Consider the following 19,998-nt stretch of genomic DNA (forward strand, 5'->3'; position numbering starts at 1 on the left):
ATTTGAAGCTATTAAAATAAATTTTAAAGATCAGCGTTAAAAGTTATTATTAAAAATAAGTAAATTTCATTGTTTTAGTACAATATTTAGTATACACTTTAAGAAGATATGTTTGATTTAATTTCATGTCAGAAGCAAAAAGTTTAATTTTAGCAGCTATCCTTTCCATGTTGATCATGGTATCTTGGCGTATTATTTATGATAATTTTTTTAGTGCAAACCAAAATCAGCCATTGATTGAAAATATTGAACATATCGAATCTTTTAACGACCTTGCTCCTATAATACACCAAAATCGTTCTGAAATTATTAATTCTACTCGAGAACAGAGGGTTAGTTTAACCAATAACATGATTAAAGGATCAATTTCTCTGAAAGGTGCAAGGTTTGATGACTTAATTTTAACTAATTACCACTTAGAACCGAGTTCTTCTTCTCCACAAGTGGTGTTACTGTCACCTGCAGAATCAAAAAATGTATATTTTGCAGAATTTGGGTGGCTCGATCCGAATAAAAAGATTAAAATTCCAGATTCTAAGACAGTCTGGCAAGCAGATAAACTCAATCAAAAAGAGGTAATTTTATTTTGGGACAATGAGAATGGCATTGTGTTTAAAATGAAAATTAGCCTTGACGATAACTACATGTTTAAAATTGAGCAGATTGTTGAAAATAACACAAAAGATAATGTAGTTTTGGTTCCTTATGGTAAAATTAACCGTAAACGTGACAATATCAACGAATCTTATTGGATATCCCATGAAGGAGTACTGGGTGCATTTGATAATAAACTAGAGGAGTGGACATATAAGGATATTTCCAAAAAACATTTAGTAAAAGCAAGCACGAGTGAAAAAAATTGGTTTGGTTTTGCTGATAAATACTGGCTTACAGCCATCATACCTGAGAAATCCGATAAAATAAATGTAAGCATTAAACACACAAACGTTAATAATACTGATAAATTCCAAGTAGATTTTGTCAAACCTTACAAGAGCATACTTCCTGGTGCAAGCGTTTCTAATGTGAATTATTTTTTTGCTGGAGCAAAAAAGTTGAATTTACTGGATTCTTATAAGGATACTCTCAATATACCTTTATTTGATAAAGCTGTAGATTTTGGTGTTCTTTACTTTATAACTAAACCAGTGTTTTTACTGCTTGAATACTTTAACTTCGTTTTAAAGAATTTTGGCTTAGCAATATTATTGCTGACTTTAGTAATCAAACTTTTGATGCTTCCCTTATCTACTAGATCATATATTTCGATGTTTAAGGTAAAAAGCTTGCAGCCTGAAGTAACTTGTATAAAAGAACTATATAAAAATGATAGTTTAAAGCAGCATAAAGAAATAATTGCATTATACAAGAAAAATAATGTAAATCCAATGTCAAGCATTCTTCCTATGCTAATACAAATACCGGTATTTTTTGCTTTATATAAAGTATTATTTGTTACTATAGAGATGAGACACGCCCCTTTTTGTTTATGGATTAAAGATCTTTCAGCTCCTGATCCAACGAACATTTTTACATTATTTGGGTTGTTTAATTACAATTTCCCTATTTCTATAGGCATTTTGCCTATAGTTTTTGGTATTACTATGATAATCCAGCAGAAGCTAAGTGAAAAAGATCAAACCAGCAAAGATGATATTCAAGTAAATGTTATGAAGTTTTTACCTTACATTTCTGTCTTTATTTTTTCTTCTTTTCCTGCCGGCCTGGTAATATATTGGATATTTAGTAATATTATAACTTTAATTCAACAATCATTAATAAAGTTGTTTTTAACGAAAAAAGTGGTAGTGAATGTCGAAAATACTAATAGTTAATTCGGTTTATTATGCTGAAATAGCAAACCTTTTGCTTGAAGGTGCAGTCGATAGATTAAAAGAAAGTCATGTAAGCTATGACATAATTGAAGTTCCTGGTGCATTCGAGATACCAGCTACAATTCTTTTTGCGGTCAAAAGTAAGAATGCTAATTACAACGGTTATTTAGCTCTTGGGTGCGTAATTCGCGGTGAAACCGATCATTATCAATACGTTTGTAAAGGAGTAATCGAAGGTTTAAATGAAGTTATTATGCATTATGCAATGCCCCTTGGTATGGGCATAATTACCGCTGACAGCAAAGATAAAGCACTAGTTAGAGCTGACAAAAATAAAAAAAACGTTGGAGGCCATGCAGCCTCAACTGTTTTGCGTATGATAGATTTACACAATAAATTAAAGTAATGGAGGAAAAACCAGTAGATAAAAAGTGGCGCATAAAAAGAAGCACGGCAAGATTTCTTGCTGTACAAATAGCTTATTCAAATATTTTCGTAGGTTACAACAAAAGCACTTTTAAACTGGAAAATTGTGAGCTTAAGGACTACATAAGTAAGTTGAGAGATATATTTGAATGTGAAGAATTTGAACATCAGTTCTTAGAAAACTTGTTATATAAGGTTATAAAAAACAGTGAAGAATATGATAAAATAATAGAGTCTTACTTACACCCAAGCTGGTCCCTTTCACGGTTAAATCTTATAAGCTTATCTATTTTGCGTGTTGCAATATGTGAGTTGATTAATTGCGATACGCCAGTTCCAGTTGTCATTAATGAATATACTAACATTGCATCTGATTTACTTGATAAACCAAGCGAAATTGGCTTTATTAATGGGTTATTGGATAAGGCAAAAGATGCAGTTAAATTAAATAAAAATCCTTAGCAATTATAGCCAGCAAACACAGGGTGTCATAGCTGACACATAGCTGTATGAACATTGTCTACCAGGAGGATGTCATCCCAGTGCTTGACACTGGGATCCAGCTTTTGATAATTTCATCGAAAATGTTGTATAGTGCACAATCAATTTTTCTGGATCCCAGTGTCAAGCACTGGGATGACACCATTTGTTGTACACTCACTTTTTCTTGATTTTTTGGTTTATCTTGTCTACCTACTTTGCCACTCTGCTGAACGGATACATTCCCATAATGAATGATGTCATTTAAGTAACTGACATTAAAAAATAAAGAGGCAGACTTAGCCTGCCTCTTTTACTTCACTTGGCCATACTGTCTATTTTCCTTGTTGTTGAGAAGCAACTTGTTCAACAGAAATAAGTTGGCCTAAATAAGTGTTAACCTCTTTAGCACCATCTTTGTCTAAACCTAATGTTTTATCCCACTTTTCTTCAATTGCCTCGAACTTACCTTCTTTGTTTTTCACTTCCAGTGAATTTATGTTTAATAATAAAGTATTGCCTATCGTCTCGTCATTATCAAACTGACCATCAACAGCAATACGGTAGTTCTCGCCTTTTAAGCTGAAGTCTATATACCATTTATCCTCTTCCGCATTATCTTTAACTTGGTTATCCTTTTTCATTTCCTCATACACCTCTTTTGTTACTAGCAATTTTGCTTCACCATTAACAACAATCTTCGGAGCTTTCCACTCAGATATTTTGTTGTTTCTGCTAATAGTATATATTGCTAAATAAGCCAGCATAATATTAATACCTGCTAATATAAATGCTTCAGGTGTAGTTGCAAAAGCTGCAGTTGAAGACCTCCAAAGCGGTGCTGAAAGTGCTACTATTGCACCTATGGCACACAGAGCAGCAAGTGCTACAAATGCAATGTTTGTTTTGTGGAACTGACCACGATGATTCTTGAAATATTTGGAAGTTAGCATAAACGACCTCAAATATTAATATGCTTAAATAAAAAAACTGTCATAGTCAAGCTTTTTCGTAAGCTACCTGCCACTTGAGCCAAAGCCCCCTGCATTGCGACCGGTTTCTTCTGCGCAGAATTCTTCTCTGTCATCCCAAATTACCTGAGATACAGGAGAAATAAGGATTTGTGCGATTCTATCTCCTCTTTTTATTTCGTATGGCTGATTACTTAGATTAATTAGACAAATTTTAACTTCACCTCGATAATCAGAGTCTATAGTACCCGGAGAATTTAAGACAGTGATTCCATGTTTTGCAGCAAGACCAGAACGTGGGCGGATTTGCCCCTCAAAACCGTTTGGTATTGCAATCACAATTCCAGTTGGAACAAGTAATCTTTCAAGTGGATTTAAAACAGCAGAATCATTCAATGCAGCATAAAGATCCATGCCAGCACTCTGCGTAGTTGCATAACATGGAAGAGACAAGTCTTCTCCGTGTGATAATCTTTTTATTTCTACTTTAATTTTACTTCTTTGCACTCCAATTTACCATCTATGAAGACTCAATTATAGCATGTAAATTGTATCTGCAAAAGTGATAAATGTTACATCGTAAATGATGTCATTCCAGCGCGTGACGCTAGGCCATAAAATTCCTTGACAAGTTCAGTGCTCCTTTTTTTGTCATCCCAGTGCCCCTATGATGTCATTCCAGTCTGGAATCTAGTCCTTATTATGCAGCCACTTGGTTGAAATTAAGTCTTCTGGATCCCAGTGTCTGGGCACTGGGATGACACCCTGACAACCGTCATCCCGCTACTTGTGAGCGGGATCTAGAGATACCGCGAATGAATCGCGGTATGACGTAGATTGCTGTCATTCCAGTGTCAGCTACTTGAATGACACCCTCTTGGTATTCGTGTAGTTGCAAGCAGTATAGCTATAAATCACTCACAATCGATATGCTTGAATTACTCTCAGTAAATAAATCAAGCATAATGTTAGATATTCTACCATCAACTATGTGAACAACTCCAGCACATTCCTCCGCCATTTTAACGTATGCCATAAGCCTTTCAATAAATTTTTCCCCTTTAATTTTCCCACAATCAATCGATGCATTTAAATTTTTAACAGATATCTTCCTGCCACCAATTTTATCTATTTCTTCATCTGTGTCACTCAAGATTATCATTTTAGATGCAGAAACTGCGATTGCGATTGCGCTTGCAGTGCTATCGGCATCAATATGATATGTTTCCCCATCTTTTCCATGACCAATTGGTGCAATAACTGGTATAAAATCTGATTCTTCAATAAAAAATAATATATCAGGATTGATTTCAGTGGGTCTACCGATGAACCCCATGTCTAATATCTTTTCGATATTATTTGATCTATCTTCTCTAAGCGTAGCGGTTATTTTTTCGGCTTTAATTAAGTTACCATCTTTTCCACATAATCCAATAGCTGAACCACCAGCAGAATTTATATACTGAACAATTTTTTTATTAACTGAACCACACAGTGCCATTTCAATGATTTTCATAGTGTCTTTGTCTGTAAGTCTGATACCATTCACAAACTTACTGTTCATATCCAGCATTTTTAACACTGAGTTAATTTCATATTCTCCGTCATGAATTATTACCGGATTTATACCAAGCTGCTTCAACAAGACAACATTATGCACAAAAGTATTAAATAGTGTTTCATCTAAGATTATTGTACCACCGCATTTAATGACAAAAGTCTCGCCTACAAAGCTAGGTATGTTAGATAGCACTTCAAGTAATATTTCTGCTTTTTGTTCAAATGATACCTCACCCTTTAAAAATTCACTACTCTTCATTTTTTTATCTTGTAAACTTGAAAAACTCATCTCTTACCTTGGTTATTTTATGCTTAACACGGATGCTCATTTGATGAATTGACACATTCTCATTATTAATCCATTTTTGAATATCTTTTATAACAGCACCTAAGCTTTTTTGACTTACTTTATCTATTTTTGTTAGCACAATGTTAAAGTTAATGTTATTATATATTAACCAATAAATGAAGTCTTTGTCTATTTCTTTTAATCCTACCTTGCTATCTATCAACACAAACACTCTTCTTAGATTTTCTCTTTGAATTAGATAATACTCAATTAAGTTTAAATATTGTATAATTTCCTCCTTGCCTGCATGAGAGTAGCCATACCCTGGTAGATCAACAAGTCTGAACTTATCATCGTACATAGAGTAAAAATTTATTTGTCTAGTGCATCCAGGCTTAGAGGAAACTCTGGCAGCTTTTTTGCTGTTTATCAGTAAGTTGATCAGACTGGATTTTCCTACATTTGATCTACCAGCAAACGCAATCTCTGGAGCCGATTCATTTGGTAATGATTTTATGTCCGAAGCTCCAAATATGAAATTGCAGTTTGATGTTATCTGTTTTGCCATTATATTCAACTAGAAGGTAGTAGGTATATTATAGTGTTATTGCTTGATATAAGAAATTTTTTATTTCAGTATATATTACTTAGCTAGATCTGTGCTATATGGATATGGAAAATAATTTACAAGACTTAAAGAAAAAATTTAATGATATAGAGAGGAATTTGGAAAATCCTACCAATTTAAGTCAAAAAGAATTCATTACCCTTTCAAAGGAATACTCTGAGCTCAGGCCAATAATCAAGATAATTGATGAATATAACACGCTGAAAGAGGAAATTTCAGACTTAGAAGAAATAATGAAAGATGAAAACAGCGAAGGTGATATAAAAGAGTTAGCAAAAGAAGAATTTTTCGAAAAGCACAAGGTATTATTACCAAAAATAAAAGCAAAATTAAAGTTAGCATTATTGCCCAAAGATGAAGATGACTCAAGAAATGCAATATTAGAAATTAGAGCAGGTACAGGCGGAGAAGAAGCAGCATTATTTGCAGCAATGTTATTTCGTATGTATCAAAAATATGCAGAAAGAAGAAATTGGAAGTTCGAGCCAATAAGCATTTCTAATACAGGTATAGGTGGCTATAAGGAAGCTTCTGCACTCATTAATGGAACAGAAGTTTTTGCAAGGTTGAAATTTGAATCAGGGGTGCACAGAGTACAGAGAGTGCCAGAAACTGAATCCTCAGGAAGGTTGCATACCTCTGCAGCTACTGTTGCGATATTACCTGAAGTAGAAGAAGTTGACTTTAAAATAGAAGAAAAAGACTTACGAATAGATGTTTATAGATCCAGTGGTCCTGGAGGGCAATCAGTGAATACAACTGACAGCGCAGTAAGGGTCACCCACTTGCCAACAGGGATAGTTGTGATACAGCAAGATGAAAAATCGCAGCACAAAAATAAAGCTAAAGCGCTCAAAGTATTGAGGGCAAGGCTATACGAAATTGAAAGACAAAAAAAAGAAATGGAAAGGTCAACAATGAGGAAAAGTCAGATTGGCTCTGGTGATCGTTCCGAGCGCATAAGAACATATAATTTTCCACAATCAAGAATAACAGACCACAGAATTAATCTAACTTCACATCGGCTAGAACAGATTATAAAAGAAGGTGAACTAGATGAATTTATTGAGGCATTAATTTCACGTAATGAAGCAGAAAGATTGGCAGGGGAAAGTTAGCAGCCTACAATGGAATATCTTTATTAATTACATAGGATCTTTTAAACGCAATAGATAGACAGTAAAAACAAGTTCTAGTACTATCGCGGATAGAACAAGAAGAGATACACTAATTGTTTGACCATTGTAAATGTAGCTTGTTAAGCCGATAAAAATAGCCATGATAAAAGCTCTAATGAATGAGACTGCAGAAGAAGCTGTGCCTTTAATTTCAGGGAAAACATTTATTGATGCATTAAAAATCACTGCCTGGCAAATTGCACAACCGATAGAAAAAATAATCATAGACAGTGTTACTAAGTAGAAAGAGTGGGGTACAATTATACTGAATATTACAAGCAATAGAGACCCAATAGCACCCACGCTCGTACCAGAAATTACACACTTTATTGCTCCAAGTTTCTGCAAGATTTTGCCAGCAAATAGACTGATGAGTGAGAAGCACCCAACTATTGCACCTTGATGTAGTGCATAAACTTTGCTTGGTAATCCAAAAGTTTCCATGTATAAAAATGGCCCACAAGTAATGAATGACATATATGCAGAAGTAAAGAGACTTGGTATTAAAGACAATGCAACGAATTTTGAACTCGATAATAATTTTCCGTAATCTTTCACCGTTTTTTTCAAACTGAAAATATCGCGGTCCTTTTTTGTTTCTGGTAACGCTAAAAGTAGTAAAATCCAAGAGATCAAACAAATTACTGCAACAGTTGCATAATTACCACGCCACCCTACAGCTTCGTTAATAAAGCTTCCTAAAATAGGTGCAATTGCCATGACAACTGTTAGAATAGAATTCATGATTCCAATAAATTTCACCGCTTTGTCGCCTTGATAGCTATCTGCAATTATGGCAAACACAACTACAGACGTGCTAACACCAATGCCCTGAACAAAGCGAGAAATTAAAAGCCAAAAAACCGACGGTGCAAAAACACAACCAACAGCACCGATTAATAGCAAAGTGTTACCTATGATCATAATTCTCCTTCTGCCATAGCATTCAGACAATGGACCAAAAAACAACCCTCCTATGCAAAAGCCTAGGAAATTATAAGCAATAGTTAATTGAATTGTTCCTTCTGATACGTTAAAATAGCGCACCATATCAGGAAAACTAGGTGCGGAAATGTCAATTTCAATAAACTTGGCAATTAGAGACAGGATTAACAGAAATGGTAGTAACATTTGAGATTTTCAATTAATGAATAAAAATATCACATTTAAAGCGTTGAAAGAAGAACATTTTCTTACTTTTTCAACAGCCTATCTAAATTGCTACAAGCAGTTCAATTTTTAGTAAATATGTCATTATTCAAAAATATGCAAGAAGCTTTATAGAAACTTAACATAATTTTATCATAAAAATGTCATTCTTAAGTCCTATGTAAAAACGAATTTTGGCACTAATTTAATTAACTATGAGCTGGATAAATTGGAAAATAAATTTTGTTTACTTTTACAATACCTTAAGATCTAATGTTACTTTATCAGTCAAAAGTATCACAATAGGCTAGTATGTTCTTTACTCTTTTCCTAAAAATATTACCTATTTATATTACAATATTTATTGGTTATTTAGCAGGAAAATGTCTTAAAATTGATAGAAACACTATATCTCAAATACTCTTTTATATAGCTAATCCAATAGTGATTTTATATGGAGTCTCTCATACAGAAGTTAACTTAAAAGTAATTTCTCTGCCGATTTTGATATGGTTTATAGGTAGCACTATGTCCTTATCAGTGTATTATCTTTCTTCTTTTTTATTTAAGGATAACACAAGAAACATATTAGCATTTAGCTCGGGCAGCACAAGTATGGGTTATTTTGGCCTGCCGATTGCCATGGCTTTATTTGATGAAGATTCAGTATCTGTATATGTTGTTTGTTATATAGGAATGGCGCTATTTGAAAACAGCTTAGGATTTTACATAGCTGCAAATGGTATTTATACCGCAAAAGAATGCATATTAAAGTTGTTCAAACTTCCTTCGCTTTATGCGATGGTTCTGGGCTTCTTTTTAAGTATATACGATATACAAATACCTACTTTTTTAACAGATGTTATGATGAATATTAGAAGTACATTTGTCACATTAGGAATGGTGCTACTTGGAGTGAGCATTGCGAATATTGCAAGCTTTAAAATAGATTGGAAGCTTGCTTTGATCACTATTACAGCAAAGTACGTATTCTGGCCACTGTTTGTTTTAGGAATTGTCCTTTTAGACAAGCATGTTATAGGTATATACGATGAGAGCATATATAAAGCACTGATGTTGCTGGCTATTATTCCAGTTTCTGGGTCCAGTATAATACTTGCTAATATTTTGAATTATCAACCAGATAAAGCTACTCTGTTGCTTCTAATCAGTACTGCAGTGGGACTGTTTTATGTTCCACTAATAATATCATTATTTTTTACTAAACTTGTTCCTTTTTGATCAAAAAATTAAGCGCTTGCACAACCATTATTTGGGTAACAACACAAGACATTGATAAAACTTGAATTTATAGCTAAAGCAACTTCTACAATTTGGTAACCCGTCATCCCGCTACTAGTTAGCGCCGCGGCGGTAAATTGACCTTACCCAGAAAAAGTAGAGAGAAAGTTAAGACGTTTTTGGAGTAAAATAAAACGTTTTTTCAAAATATGACAAATAGAAGAGAATATACAGCAGAATTCAAATTAGAAGCTGTTAAGCTGGTTAAAGAAACAGGTCAAGCAAGTACAAAAATAGCAAAAGATCTAGGTATAGATGGCAGTATGTTAAGTAAGAAAATATGATGGAAAAATGTCTGGAGCATACGCATTTCCAGGCAAAGGCTCCTTATGACAAAGAAAGATTTGATCTAAAAAAAGAGCTAATAAGAGAAAGAGACATCTTAAAAAAAGCCCTGGGCAAAGAAAAAGAGTAAAGTATTCTTTTATATAGAAATTGCTATAAAACACAGGAACTATGTAGGGTTTTGTACTGGTGGTATGGGTTGCTAAGGAAAAAAGCAGTAAAGAATTAGCAAAAGAAGGGCTTCTAGCAGATATTCAAAAAATACATCAAGCTTCTAAATGCAGATATGGAGCCCCTAAAATTCACGCTGAATTAAAAGCTTTAGGCAAAAATTAAAACAGTACAAAGTGTTATGCAAGAAAATGGCATTAAAGCCAAGCTTAGACGAAGGTTCAAAAATAAAAAACAGCAAATAAGCAACCGAGTTGTGGCTCCGAACACATTGGATCAAAATTTTACTACTGATCAGCCAAATAAAGTTTGGGATTACCTACATAAAAACTAAAGAAGGTTGTTGGCGGCAATAATTGACCTATATTCACGCATGGTGGTTAATGAGTAACATGATAATTAGTTATAGATTCTTTATTGATGGCCGTTGATAAACGCAAACCCGATAAAAATCTGCTGTTACATAGCGATCAAGGGTCACAGTATACCTCTCAAAATTACCAATTTCTATTGAATACAAAAAACATCATTTCCAGCATGAGCCATAAGGGCTGTTGTTACGATAACTCTGTTGCAGAAAAGTTCACTTAAAAGGGAGCTGCTTATTGATACTTCTCGCTCAACAAACCAGAACTGCCATATTTGAATACATAGAAATCTTTTATAACAAATAACGTAGACATTCTACTATTAACTATTGCATTCCTGCACAATTTATTCTCATGATAAAAACGTCTTAACTTTCTCTCTACTTTTTCTGGGTAAGGTCACTTTTTGTAATATCAAGGGTTTGCGCTATATTCAAGCAGGAATTTTGCTATTTCTGAGTTGCCTTGCTGTTTAGCAAGAGATATAGGGGTAGCGCCATCATCACTACATTGACCACTTGGATTTACACCTTGTTCTAGTAGGAATTTTAATATTGCTAATTCGTTTGAAAATGCAGCAAGACACATTCCTTTTGCTTTAAGGCTTGGGCTTGTGTTATATTCAAGCAATAGCTTAACCACTTCTAATTTATTTCCCTACTTTATAGCATTATGAATAGGTGTGATGTAGCTATTTGAAACTGTGTTATATTTTAGTAATAATTCCACTGTCTCTAATTTGCCAGAGAATGCAGCCTCATATATAGGTCTAACTCCTTTATTATTTTGGATATTTGGATTTGCACCATGATTAACTAACAATTGTACTGTTTCCAAGGGACCACGAAACGCAGCATGATGCATAGGTGTATTCCCATTATTATCTTGAACATTTGGATCTGCACTATGTTCAAGCAACAATTTTATCATCTCTAATTGACTATAAGATGCAGCAAAAGCTATAGGTGTGGCACCTTGATCACTTTTAACATTAGGGCTTATGCCGTGATTAAGTAATGATTTTGCTATTTCCAAGTAACCGTACTTTGCAGCAACATGTATAAGTGCAACTCCTTTATATTGGGCCTCTGGATTTACACCATGCTTAAATAGTAGTTTTATTATTTCTATAATATCATCTCGAGCATAAAACGTAATAGCTCCGAGAGCATTTGAAGTTTTTGGATCAGCACCATGCCCAAGTAATAGTTTGGCTACTTCTAATTTATTGGTTCTGATAGCAGAATATAGAGAAGAAACGCTACTATCTTGAAAATTATTTGGATCTACACCATGTTCAAGTAGTGGAGTTTCTTTACCATTAAATGCAGCAGTGGATATAGGCGTATAACCTAGATAATTTTGAATATTTGGATCTGCTTCACTTTTAAGCAACAGCTTAGCTATTTCCAAGTAACCGTAATTTGCAGCAATGTATAGAGGTGTAGACTTATCTCTATTATAGAGATGTTGAATATTTGGATTTGCACTATATTCAAGTAGAAGTTTTGCTATCTCTAACTTATTATCCCTTGCAGCAATCCATAGAGGAAATAACCCGCCAGCTCTCCTTACCTCTGAATATTCTTTTGGGTTGTAGTAGAGATTTGGGTCTGCACCATTTTTGAGTAATAGTTTTACTTCTTGTGCATTACCATCTTCTACAGCTAGGAATAATTGTTCTTCCTGTGTTTTTACGCGTGTTTCCACATTAGATATAAAAAATAACAATACTAAACATGCAATACCAATAATGCTAATATATTTTATAACTTTTCTCATAAGATATTTTACAATGCTTCTAATAATATTAGATATCATCTATAAAATTAAAAAATCCATGAAAGGGGATGAAAATATGTAAAAAAGTATTATTGATTAATTAAAAACAGATTTTGATTTGATAATACTAATAAAATCGATTTATCTTAAATTTACGTTGATTTTTACCTGTTATTTTTTGTAGTTTATCCAACGTAAATTCCAGGTAAAACAAAGTCGTTATCTCCAACCGTTACAACCAACTCTCCTTCTTTAATTTTTATTTGATTAGGTGTATGGTCCCATACCATCACACTCTGGGATCATACACCTAAAGTACTCCGACACTGGGATGACACCCCGGGGTTTCTGGGATGACAAAAAAGAGCCCCCTGAGCAAAAATCTTATAGCCACTTGAATGATAATTGACTTTTTGCCTAAAATAACTAAGAAAGAAACTTCTCATCAAGATAACTTAAATATATACTAATTCTCTTATTTTTAAACGATTTCTCATCATGAATTGCACGATCAAAAACCTGAATTTGACTTGTTATAATGCTACAATTATTACTTGCAACTTCTAATACGCCACTATCAATTACAACCTTCTTTTCTGTTTGGTTACTCATTTTAACAGTAATCATACCAGGCAATAAATAAATTAAGTAAGGAGCATGGTGAGCTAAAATCATAAGCTCCCCTTCGAGCCCAGTTACTGAAAGAGAAACCACCCCACTGAATGAAATTTGATCATCAGGAGAGAAAAATTGCACTTTAAAAGTATTCATAATCTTTAACTTTTATTTAGCTTCAGCTTGTATTAATTCAGCCTTTTTTATTGCTTCATCTATATTCCCCACCATATAAAAAGCAGCCTCTGGTAAGTGATCATATTTGCCTTCAACAATCCCTTTAAAACTGGAAACAGTATCAGAAAGTGAAACAAATTTACCAGGCATGCCAGTAAATATTTCTGCAACGTGAAAAGGTTGAGAAAGAAATTTCTGAATCTTACGAGCCCTATCAACAATAATTTTATCTTCATCAGATAGCTCATCCATACCAAGTATTGCGATAATATCTTGCAGTGATTTATAAGTTTGCAATATACGTTTCACCTCAGAAGCTACCTTATAATGTTCTTCACCAATGATTTCAGCAGATAAAGACTGAGAAGTTGAATCAAGTGGATCAACAGCAGGGTATATTCCCATTTCAGCTATTTGCCTTGACAACACTGTGGTGGCATCAAGGTGAGAGAACGTAGTTGCTGGGGCTGGATCAGTTAAATCGTCCGCAGGAACATATATAGCTTGCACAGAAGTAATAGAGCCAGAAGTTGTTGAAGCTATTCTTTCTTGCATTGCACCCATATCAGTTGCAAGGGTTGGCTGATAACCAACAGCTGACGGTATTCTTCCAAGTAAAGCAGAAATTTCAGAACCAGCTTGTGTAAATCTAAAGATATTATCCACAAAAAATAGAACATCTTGGTTTTCACGGTCACGAAAATACTCTGCCATAGTAAGTGCTGTTAAAGCAACTCTAGCCCTTGCTCCAGGAGGCTCATTCATCTGACCATAAACCAAAACAGCTTGAGATTTTTCATGCTCATTTATATTTATTACATTTGAAGTGATCATCTCGTGATAAAGATCGTTACCTTCACGCGTTCTCTCCCCTACCCCGGCAAACACAGAAAATCCTTTATGAGCTTTTGCTATATTATTAATTAATTCCATTATTAGGACTGTTTTACCAACACCGGCTCCACCAAATAAGCCAATTTTTCCTCCTTTAAGATAAGGTGCAAGAAGATCTATAACTTTTATTCCCGTAACTAAAACTTCTTCCTGTATTCTCTGTTCAGTAAAACTTGGAGGTGCTCTGTGTATAGGCTCTAAGTTATATTTTCCCTTCAGTGGACCACACTCATCTATAAGCTCTCCAACAACATTAAAAATCCTTCCTAAAGTTGAACGCCCAATTGGCACCGATATTGGTGCACCTGTATCAACAAATTCATCCCCCCTTGACATGCCATCTGTGCTATCCATAGCAATACAACGAACTATATTTTCACCTATATGCTGCGAAACTTCTAAAACCAGCTCCTTATCCTTATATTTTAGTTTGCTTTTTAAAGCATTAAATATTTTAGGCAATTCACCTTCAAATTTTATATCAACAACTGCTTGAGTTACCTTAATCGCTCTACCTATATTCATCTCTTTCTTTTTATCACCTAACACTATAATTCCATAAAAGAACTTCTAAAGAAAATAAATTTTATATTATTAACAGAAATTTTGCAACATTAAAACGCTTACTAGTTACGCTTCATTACAAACAATGCAAATGCATTTAATAGCCAAGTAATAATAAACAATACTAAACTAAGCGCATAAGCAGCAAGAGTTTGTACACTATTGAAATCCTGATCTCCGGTAAGTAATGTAGCGATCTGCACGGTAATGGTAGTAACTGAATTAAGAGGGTTAAAAGTCAAATTTGCGTTGATTCCTACAGCCATTAGCACAATCATTGTTTCACCTATCACTCTTGAAATTGACAATAAAATTGCACTTAAAATTGTAGGCATTGCATAAGGTATTGTTATATGCCATATAGTTTCCGCTGGAGTTGCGCCAAGTGCCATGAAGCCATAACGCAAGCTTTTTGGAACAGATCTTATGGCATCTTCGAGTAAAGAAATAATAAAAGGAAGAATCATTATCCCAATCGATAAACCGGCAACTAAGGCACTTTCTGAGTGTATACTTAAACCAAAAAAATTTGCTACCTGCTTTATAAAGACAGACAAAAACACAACCGCGAAATATCCATATACAACCGTAGGAATAGCAGACAAAACTTGCAAAGTTGTATTAACAATATAACGCACTTTCTCACTCGCATATTCACTAATATATATTGCAGAAAATAAACCAAGCGGAACGACAACTAACATTGCTATAATAGTTATAAGTAATGTACCAACTAAAAGCGGCGCTATACCAAAACATCCTATCTTCTCTTCATTGATAGTGACTACATTGTGGCCCCATTTCAAGCAAAACAAGAATTCTGAAATAGCTACTTTATTAAAAAAACTAATGGATTGAATAAAAATAGACAGCATTATAAATAAAGTGATAAAAAATGATATGGCCAAAGCCACAAATAACGAAAGTTTTATTATCTTATTTCTTTTATTTTTAAAGATAAAAGCAAGCATGAAAAAAAGTAACGCTATAGAAATAAAAGTTACAAAACAATTATTATAGAATACTAACAACCAAGTTAGCATCCATACACAACTAAGATATAGATAAGATTTAACCTTATTTACTTCTTGAAACCTACTAAAACAAAATAAAAGGATTAGTAAGACAGGTATGACTATCACCGAATTCATTCTTCCATGCATCAAATTTTATTCTACGAAAATGTCATACAAGTTCACCATTATTTGACAATAAAGTAAAACAATTTAAAATAAATAATTATATTAATATAAAAACAATGAAGAGAACATTTCAACCAAAAAATTTGATAAGAAAGCGCAGACACGGATTTCGTTCACGTATGGCAACAAGAGCTGGAAGAAAAATCCTTAATAAGCGCCGTTCATTAGGGTGTAACAAATTATGCGCATAGTAAGTATAAAAAAAAAGATTTTTCTTCTGCTTTCAAAAATAAGTTAGCACTCAACAGTCTTTTTTATCGTGGGCTTTATATATCACTGTACGCTATAAAAGAAAGAGAACCTGAAAAGTACATTCATACTATTAGAGTAGGTCTGGCTATCAGTAAAAAAGCCGGAAAAGCAGCAAAAAGAAATAAAATAAAAAGGCAACTACGAATGCTTGCTAAAATTAGCATTTTAAATATAAGTAATATAGGGCACTACTACATAATACTAACTCATAGAAACATTATGCAAGCAAGTTATAAAAACTTACAAAAAGATCTAACTATTTGCTTAAAAAAGATAAAATAAGAAAAAATCTCAATTAAGGTATTTACAACTATATTTTTTATGATAACATAAGTAAAATTTTTAAAATAAATTAATGGGTGTGGGTGTTTAATGGTAGAGAGTAGAAAAGCACAAGATAAAAATCTCAATATAAATACAAATAATGTTAAAGAAGATTTTTATGAATATAAAGAATCTAGTTATCGTACACAATGGGAATTAGCATTTGAGCAAAGTCAATACTTAGAGCAAAATAAGAATAAGCCTAGACCACAATTATTAGATTTGAACATAGAAGCGACTTCTCGTAATAAAAGAATTATTAAAAGGCGGTAAAAAGAAATTTTTATAAACTTGGCGGCGACCTACTCTCCCTTTTCAAGTACCATCAGCGCTAAAAAGTTTCACTTCCGAGTTCGAGATGAGATCGGGTGGTTCATTTTTGCTATAGCCACCAAGTCAATAAAAATTTCTAACTTAACAATTTTAACTTAATATTTAACACTGCATACACACATATAGAAAGCAAATAAATCAATCAGGCTATTAGTACTAGTTAGCTTCACATGTTACCATGCTTCTACACCTAGCCTATCAACGTGGTAGTCTTCCACGGCCTTAATTGGGAAATCTTTTTGAAGAGGGTTTCTTGCTTATATGCTTTCAGCAATTATCCCATCTATACATAGCCACCCAGCGATGCTATTGGCATAACAGCTGGTACACCAGAGGTATATCCATCTCGGTCCTCTCGTACTAGAGTCAGACCTTCTCAAATTTCCTTCACCCACGGCAGATAGAAACCGAACTGTCTCACGACGTTCTAAACCCAACTCACGTATCACTTTAATCGGCGAACAGCCGAACCCTTGGGACCTTCTTCAGCCCCAGGATGTGATGAGTCGACATCGAGGTGCCAAACGGTGTCGTCGCTATGAACGCTCGAACACCATCAGCCTGTTATCCCCGGCGTACCTTTTATCCGTTGAGCGATGACCCTTCCATACAGAATCACCGGATCACTATGACCGACTTTCGTCTCTGCTTGGCCTGTCAGCCTCGCAGTCAGGCAAGCTTATGCCATTATACTATCAAGCTGATTTCCGACCAGCTCTAGCTTACCTTCGCACGCCTCCGTTACTTTTTAGGAGGCGACCGCCCCAGTCAAACTACCCACCATACAATGTCCTAGTTCCAGATAATGAAACATAGTTAGATATCAAAAGTGTAAAGGGTGGTATCTCAAGGTTGACTCCATTATAGCTAGCGCCATAACTTCAAAGTCTCCCACCTATCCTGCACATCACACTTTTAATAGCAATGTAAAGCTATAGTAAAGGTGCACGGGGTCTCTTCGTCTAACCGCGGGTACCCCGCATCTGCACGGGGAATTCAATTTCGCTGAAGTGATGTTGGAGACAGTGGAGAAATCGTTACGCCATTCGTGCGGGTCGGAACTTACCCGACAAGGAATTTCGCTACCTTAGGACCGTCAGTGTTACGGCCGCCGTTTACTGGGGCTTCAATTCGGAGCTTGCACCCTTCCTATTAACCTTCCAGCACCGGGCAGGCGTCAGACCCTATACTTCCACTTACGTGTTTGCAGAGTCCTGTGTTTTTAGTAAACAGTCGCTACTCCCTATTTTGTGCCACCTACTCATAGTTGCCTAAAAGCAGGTTACCCTTCTTCCGAAGTTACAGGTATAATTTGCCGAGTTCCTTCAACATCATTCTTTCAACACCTTAGTATACTCTACTCATCCACCAGTGTCGGTTTGCGGTACGGCCTCATAAATATAAGTGCTATTTCCTGGAGCTTCTTTTAAGCATAGATCAATCCAATAAGATCTATACAAATACGAAACCCGTCACACTTAAGAGGTTTAGGAATATTAACCTAATTGCCATCGACTACTCCTTTACGGACTCGCCTTAGGAACCGACTAACCCTACGCAGATTAACTTAACGTAGGAACCCTTAGATTTTTGGTGAGAGTGTTTTTCACACTCTTTTACGCTACTTATGTCAGCATTCTCACTTCCGATATCTCCAGCAGTTTTCACAAACCACCTTCACAGACTTACGGAACGCTCCGCTACCGCGCCTATTGATCGAAATCAATAAGCACTCACATCTTCGGTATACAGCTTTAGCCCCGGTACATTTTCGGCGCAGAAAAACTTATTTAGACAAGTGAGCTGTTACGCTTTCTTTAAAGGATGGCTGCTTCCAAGCCAACCTCCTAGCTGTAATGGTTTTTCTACTTCCTTCCCCACTTAGCTGTAATTTTGGGACCTTAGATAGTGATCTGGGTTGTTTCCCTTTCCACCACGGACTTAGCACCCGTAGTGTGCCTGCTGTATAATTAATTGTTGGTATTCGGAGTTTAGTTAGATTTGGTAAGACGGTGAATCACCCTAGTCTATCCAGTGCTCTACCCCCAACAACATACATACAACGCTCTACCTAAATAGATTTCGCGGAGAACCAGCTATTTCCAAGTTTGATTGGCCTTTCACCCCTAATCACAACTCATCCAATAATGTTGCAACATTAACTGGTTCGATCCTCCAGTGTGTTTTACCACACCTTCAATCTGGTCATGACTAGATCACTTGGTTTCGGGTCTAATCCATAAAACTAAAACGCCCTATTCAGACTTGCTTTCGCTACGCCTACACCTAACGGCTTAAGCTTGCTTCATAGATTAACTCGCTGACCCATTATGCAAAAGGTACGCTGTCACTCTAAATATCAATAAATTGATATAGAGCTCCAACTGTTTGTAAGCACTTGATTTCAGATTCTATTTCACTCCCCTCCCGGGGTTCTTTTCACCTTTCCCTCACGGTACTTGTTCACTATCGGTCGTTAAGGAGTATTTAGGCTTGGAGGATGGTCCCCCCATATTCAAACAGGATTTCACGTGCCCCGCTCTACTCAAGGATTTAAAAACTTTCTACTTATACAGGACTATCACCTTCTATGGTTACTATTTCCAGAGTATTCTAATTCTTATTCTTAAATCACTAGCCTTTTCCGCTTTCGCTCGTCACTACTAACAGAATCTCGGTTGATTTCTTTTCCTTTGGCTACTTAGATATTTCAGTTCACCAAGTTTGCTTTACATACTTAGTACGTAATAACTAGCTAAACTAGTTGGGTTTCCCCATTCGGAAATCTGCGGATCAAAATTTGTTGACAATTCCCCACAGCTTATCGCAGCCTGCCACGTCCTTCATCGCCTCTTAACGCCAAGGCATCCATCAAGTGCTCTTAATAATTTATTTATCCGACTATATGCAGAATATGCAGAGTTAAATATTATTAAAATTGAATTGAGATTAAATTAATCTCTACCATAAAACTTGTCAAACATCTAAAAACTAAATTAATCTTTTATATATTATAACCTAATAAATAATATGTCAACGCCTTTTTGCACAAAACATTTACTTATATTATCAACAACAATATACTAGCAATCCTAAACAGTATAATCTGAGAAATATGTGGTAAACTTATATATACAGTAAAAATTAATAAAAAAGATATTTTGTAAGATAAAATGTGTTAAAATCAATTGCATAAAAATGATAATAAACATT

Annotated in this window: 18 protein-coding genes, 2 rRNA genes and 2 pseudogenes; 9 read left to right on the forward strand and 13 right to left on the reverse strand. The window is 34.9% G+C overall.

The window, feature by feature from the left end:
* Positions 1 to 125 precede the first annotated feature (125 nt).
* Genes yidC through nusB form a run of 3 tightly spaced genes read left to right on the forward strand, consistent with a single transcriptional unit; the run spans position 126 to position 2,723 of the window.
* The gene (yidC, locus tag OPR49_RS04835) at positions 126 to 1,835 is read left to right on the forward strand and encodes a membrane protein insertase YidC (RefSeq protein ID WP_265026816.1); all 1,710 of its coding nucleotides are present in this window, start codon (positions 126 to 128) and stop codon (positions 1,833 to 1,835) included.
* Positions 1,813 to 2,241 (forward strand): 6,7-dimethyl-8-ribityllumazine synthase, encoded by a 429-nt coding sequence (locus OPR49_RS04840; RefSeq protein WP_265026817.1) that lies wholly within the window; start codon positions 1,813 to 1,815, stop codon positions 2,239 to 2,241. The genes yidC and OPR49_RS04840 overlap by 23 nt, the downstream gene beginning before the upstream one ends.
* Positions 2,241 to 2,723: a transcription antitermination factor NusB gene (gene nusB / locus OPR49_RS04845; protein ID WP_182366495.1), complete on the forward strand. Its 483-nt coding sequence runs from the start codon at positions 2,241 to 2,243 to the stop codon at positions 2,721 to 2,723. The genes OPR49_RS04840 and nusB overlap by 1 nt, the downstream gene beginning before the upstream one ends.
* 58 nt (positions 2,724 to 2,781) lie before the next feature.
* On the opposite strand, the gene OPR49_RS04850 is transcribed toward nusB, so the two are convergent.
* From OPR49_RS04850 to yihA, 5 genes are all read right to left on the reverse strand, one after another.
* On the reverse strand, positions 2,782 to 2,922 hold the full coding sequence (locus tag OPR49_RS04850; RefSeq protein ID WP_265026818.1) for a hypothetical protein: 141 nt from the start codon (positions 2,920 to 2,922) through the stop codon (positions 2,782 to 2,784).
* A 154-nt stretch (positions 2,923 to 3,076) separates the two neighbouring features.
* Entirely contained in the window at positions 3,077 to 3,694 is a 618-nt protein-coding gene (locus OPR49_RS04855; RefSeq protein ID WP_265026819.1) for a hypothetical protein, read from the reverse strand.
* 63 nt (positions 3,695 to 3,757) lie between these two features.
* A complete protein-coding gene (gene dut / locus OPR49_RS04860) occupies positions 3,758 to 4,219 on the reverse strand; it encodes a dUTP diphosphatase (protein ID WP_006279458.1) in 462 nt (153 codons plus the stop codon).
* Positions 4,220 to 4,619: 400 nt separating this feature from the next.
* Positions 4,620 to 5,531, reverse strand: a complete 912-nt coding sequence (gene argB, locus OPR49_RS04870; RefSeq protein ID WP_010962459.1) for an acetylglutamate kinase — start codon at positions 5,529 to 5,531, stop codon at positions 4,620 to 4,622.
* A 4-nt stretch (positions 5,532 to 5,535) separates the two neighbouring features.
* Complete coding sequence (gene yihA / locus OPR49_RS04875) at positions 5,536 to 6,129, reverse strand: ribosome biogenesis GTP-binding protein YihA/YsxC (protein ID WP_265026820.1); 594 nt, start codon at positions 6,127 to 6,129, stop codon at positions 5,536 to 5,538.
* Between the two features lie 98 nt (positions 6,130 to 6,227).
* On the opposite strand from yihA, the gene prfA reads away from it, so the two are divergent.
* Positions 6,228 to 7,307, forward strand: coding sequence for a peptide chain release factor 1 (gene prfA, locus OPR49_RS04880; RefSeq protein WP_007548640.1), 1,080 nt, complete (start codon positions 6,228 to 6,230; stop codon positions 7,305 to 7,307).
* 27 nt (positions 7,308 to 7,334) lie between these two features.
* On the opposite strand, the gene OPR49_RS04885 is transcribed toward prfA, so the two are convergent.
* The gene (locus OPR49_RS04885) at positions 7,335 to 8,498 is read right to left on the reverse strand and encodes a multidrug effflux MFS transporter (RefSeq protein ID WP_265026821.1); all 1,164 of its coding nucleotides are present in this window, start codon (positions 8,496 to 8,498) and stop codon (positions 7,335 to 7,337) included.
* A 330-nt stretch (positions 8,499 to 8,828) separates the two neighbouring features.
* On the opposite strand from OPR49_RS04885, the gene OPR49_RS04890 reads away from it, so the two are divergent.
* The gene (locus OPR49_RS04890; protein ID WP_141456821.1) at positions 8,829 to 9,758 is read left to right on the forward strand and encodes an AEC family transporter; all 930 of its coding nucleotides are present in this window, start codon (positions 8,829 to 8,831) and stop codon (positions 9,756 to 9,758) included.
* Between the two features lie 209 nt (positions 9,759 to 9,967).
* Positions 9,968 to 10,948, forward strand: a pseudogene (locus OPR49_RS07770) (IS3 family transposase).
* Between the two features lie 108 nt (positions 10,949 to 11,056).
* Here the strand turns inward: OPR49_RS07770 and OPR49_RS04910 are convergent.
* The 5 genes from OPR49_RS04910 to pstC all read right to left on the reverse strand — a co-directional run bounded on the left by OPR49_RS04910 (position 11,057) and on the right by pstC (position 15,825).
* On the reverse strand, positions 11,057 to 11,284 hold the full coding sequence (locus OPR49_RS04910; RefSeq protein ID WP_265026822.1) for an ankyrin repeat domain-containing protein: 228 nt from the start codon (positions 11,282 to 11,284) through the stop codon (positions 11,057 to 11,059).
* 15 nt (positions 11,285 to 11,299) lie between these two features.
* A complete protein-coding gene (locus OPR49_RS04915; RefSeq protein WP_265026823.1) occupies positions 11,300 to 12,463 on the reverse strand; it encodes an ankyrin repeat domain-containing protein in 1,164 nt (387 codons plus the stop codon).
* 387 nt (positions 12,464 to 12,850) lie between these two features.
* The gene (locus OPR49_RS04920) at positions 12,851 to 13,195 is read right to left on the reverse strand and encodes a F0F1 ATP synthase subunit epsilon (RefSeq protein ID WP_065095371.1); all 345 of its coding nucleotides are present in this window, start codon (positions 13,193 to 13,195) and stop codon (positions 12,851 to 12,853) included.
* 12 nt (positions 13,196 to 13,207) lie between these two features.
* Positions 13,208 to 14,635: a F0F1 ATP synthase subunit beta gene (atpD, locus tag OPR49_RS04925; RefSeq protein ID WP_265027532.1), complete on the reverse strand. Its 1,428-nt coding sequence runs from the start codon at positions 14,633 to 14,635 to the stop codon at positions 13,208 to 13,210.
* A gap of 101 nt (positions 14,636 to 14,736) precedes the next feature.
* A complete protein-coding gene (pstC, locus tag OPR49_RS04930; RefSeq protein ID WP_265026824.1) occupies positions 14,737 to 15,825 on the reverse strand; it encodes a phosphate ABC transporter permease subunit PstC in 1,089 nt (362 codons plus the stop codon).
* Between the two features lie 107 nt (positions 15,826 to 15,932).
* Here pstC and rpmH point away from each other — a divergent pair, with 107 nt between their 5' ends.
* The 3 genes and pseudogenes from rpmH (at position 15,933) to OPR49_RS04945 (ending at position 16,725) form a co-directional block, all read left to right on the forward strand.
* Entirely contained in the window at positions 15,933 to 16,067 is a 135-nt protein-coding gene (gene rpmH, locus OPR49_RS04935) for a 50S ribosomal protein L34 (RefSeq protein ID WP_253301990.1), read from the forward strand.
* A 67-nt stretch (positions 16,068 to 16,134) separates the two neighbouring features.
* A pseudogene (gene rnpA, locus OPR49_RS04940) lies at positions 16,135 to 16,410 on the forward strand (ribonuclease P protein component); the annotation flags it as partial.
* A gap of 90 nt (positions 16,411 to 16,500) precedes the next feature.
* Positions 16,501 to 16,725 carry a hypothetical protein gene (locus OPR49_RS04945; protein WP_265026825.1) on the forward strand — a complete coding sequence of 75 codons (225 nt, stop codon included), beginning with the start codon at positions 16,501 to 16,503 and terminating at the stop codon, positions 16,723 to 16,725.
* A 16-nt stretch (positions 16,726 to 16,741) separates the two neighbouring features.
* Here OPR49_RS04945 and rrf read toward each other — a convergent pair.
* Positions 16,742 to 16,848 (reverse strand): 5S ribosomal RNA (rrf, locus tag OPR49_RS04950).
* A gap of 66 nt (positions 16,849 to 16,914) precedes the next feature.
* Positions 16,915 to 19,680 (reverse strand): 23S ribosomal RNA (locus OPR49_RS04955).
* Between the last annotated feature and the right edge of the window lie 318 nt (positions 19,681 to 19,998).

The organism is Wolbachia endosymbiont (group A) of Bombylius major (assembly GCF_947251895.1).
GTDB classification, from domain to species: Bacteria; Pseudomonadota; Alphaproteobacteria; order Rickettsiales; family Anaplasmataceae; genus Wolbachia; species Wolbachia pipientis.

Coding starts and splice junctions, on each gene's coding strand:
- prfA (WP_007548640.1), top strand. CDS start 6,228: ATGGATATGGAAAATAATTTACAAGACTTAAAGAAAAAATTTAATGAT.
- OPR49_RS04840 (WP_265026817.1), top strand. CDS start 1,813: ATGTCGAAAATACTAATAGTTAATTCGGTTTATTATGCTGAAATAGCA.
- OPR49_RS04855 (WP_265026819.1), bottom strand. CDS start 3,694: ATGCTAACTTCCAAATATTTCAAGAATCATCGTGGTCAGTTCCACAAA.
- OPR49_RS04915 (WP_265026823.1), bottom strand. CDS start 12,463: ATGATATCTAATATTATTAGAAGCATTGTAAAATATCTTATGAGAAAA.
- yidC (WP_265026816.1), top strand. CDS start 126: ATGTCAGAAGCAAAAAGTTTAATTTTAGCAGCTATCCTTTCCATGTTG.
- argB (WP_010962459.1), bottom strand. CDS start 5,531: ATGAAGAGTAGTGAATTTTTAAAGGGTGAGGTATCATTTGAACAAAAA.
- OPR49_RS04920 (WP_065095371.1), bottom strand. CDS start 13,195: ATGAATACTTTTAAAGTGCAATTTTTCTCTCCTGATGATCAAATTTCA.
- OPR49_RS04885 (WP_265026821.1), bottom strand. CDS start 8,498: ATGTTACTACCATTTCTGTTAATCCTGTCTCTAATTGCCAAGTTTATT.
- nusB (WP_182366495.1), top strand. CDS start 2,241: ATGGAGGAAAAACCAGTAGATAAAAAGTGGCGCATAAAAAGAAGCACG.
- pstC (WP_265026824.1), bottom strand. CDS start 15,825: ATGAATTCGGTGATAGTCATACCTGTCTTACTAATCCTTTTATTTTGT.
- atpD (WP_265027532.1), bottom strand. CDS start 14,635: ATGAATATAGGTAGAGCGATTAAGGTAACTCAAGCAGTTGTTGATATA.
- yihA (WP_265026820.1), bottom strand. CDS start 6,129: ATGGCAAAACAGATAACATCAAACTGCAATTTCATATTTGGAGCTTCG.
- OPR49_RS04945 (WP_265026825.1), top strand. CDS start 16,501: ATGGTAGAGAGTAGAAAAGCACAAGATAAAAATCTCAATATAAATACA.
- rpmH (WP_253301990.1), top strand. CDS start 15,933: ATGAAGAGAACATTTCAACCAAAAAATTTGATAAGAAAGCGCAGACAC.
- OPR49_RS04890 (WP_141456821.1), top strand. CDS start 8,829: ATGTTCTTTACTCTTTTCCTAAAAATATTACCTATTTATATTACAATA.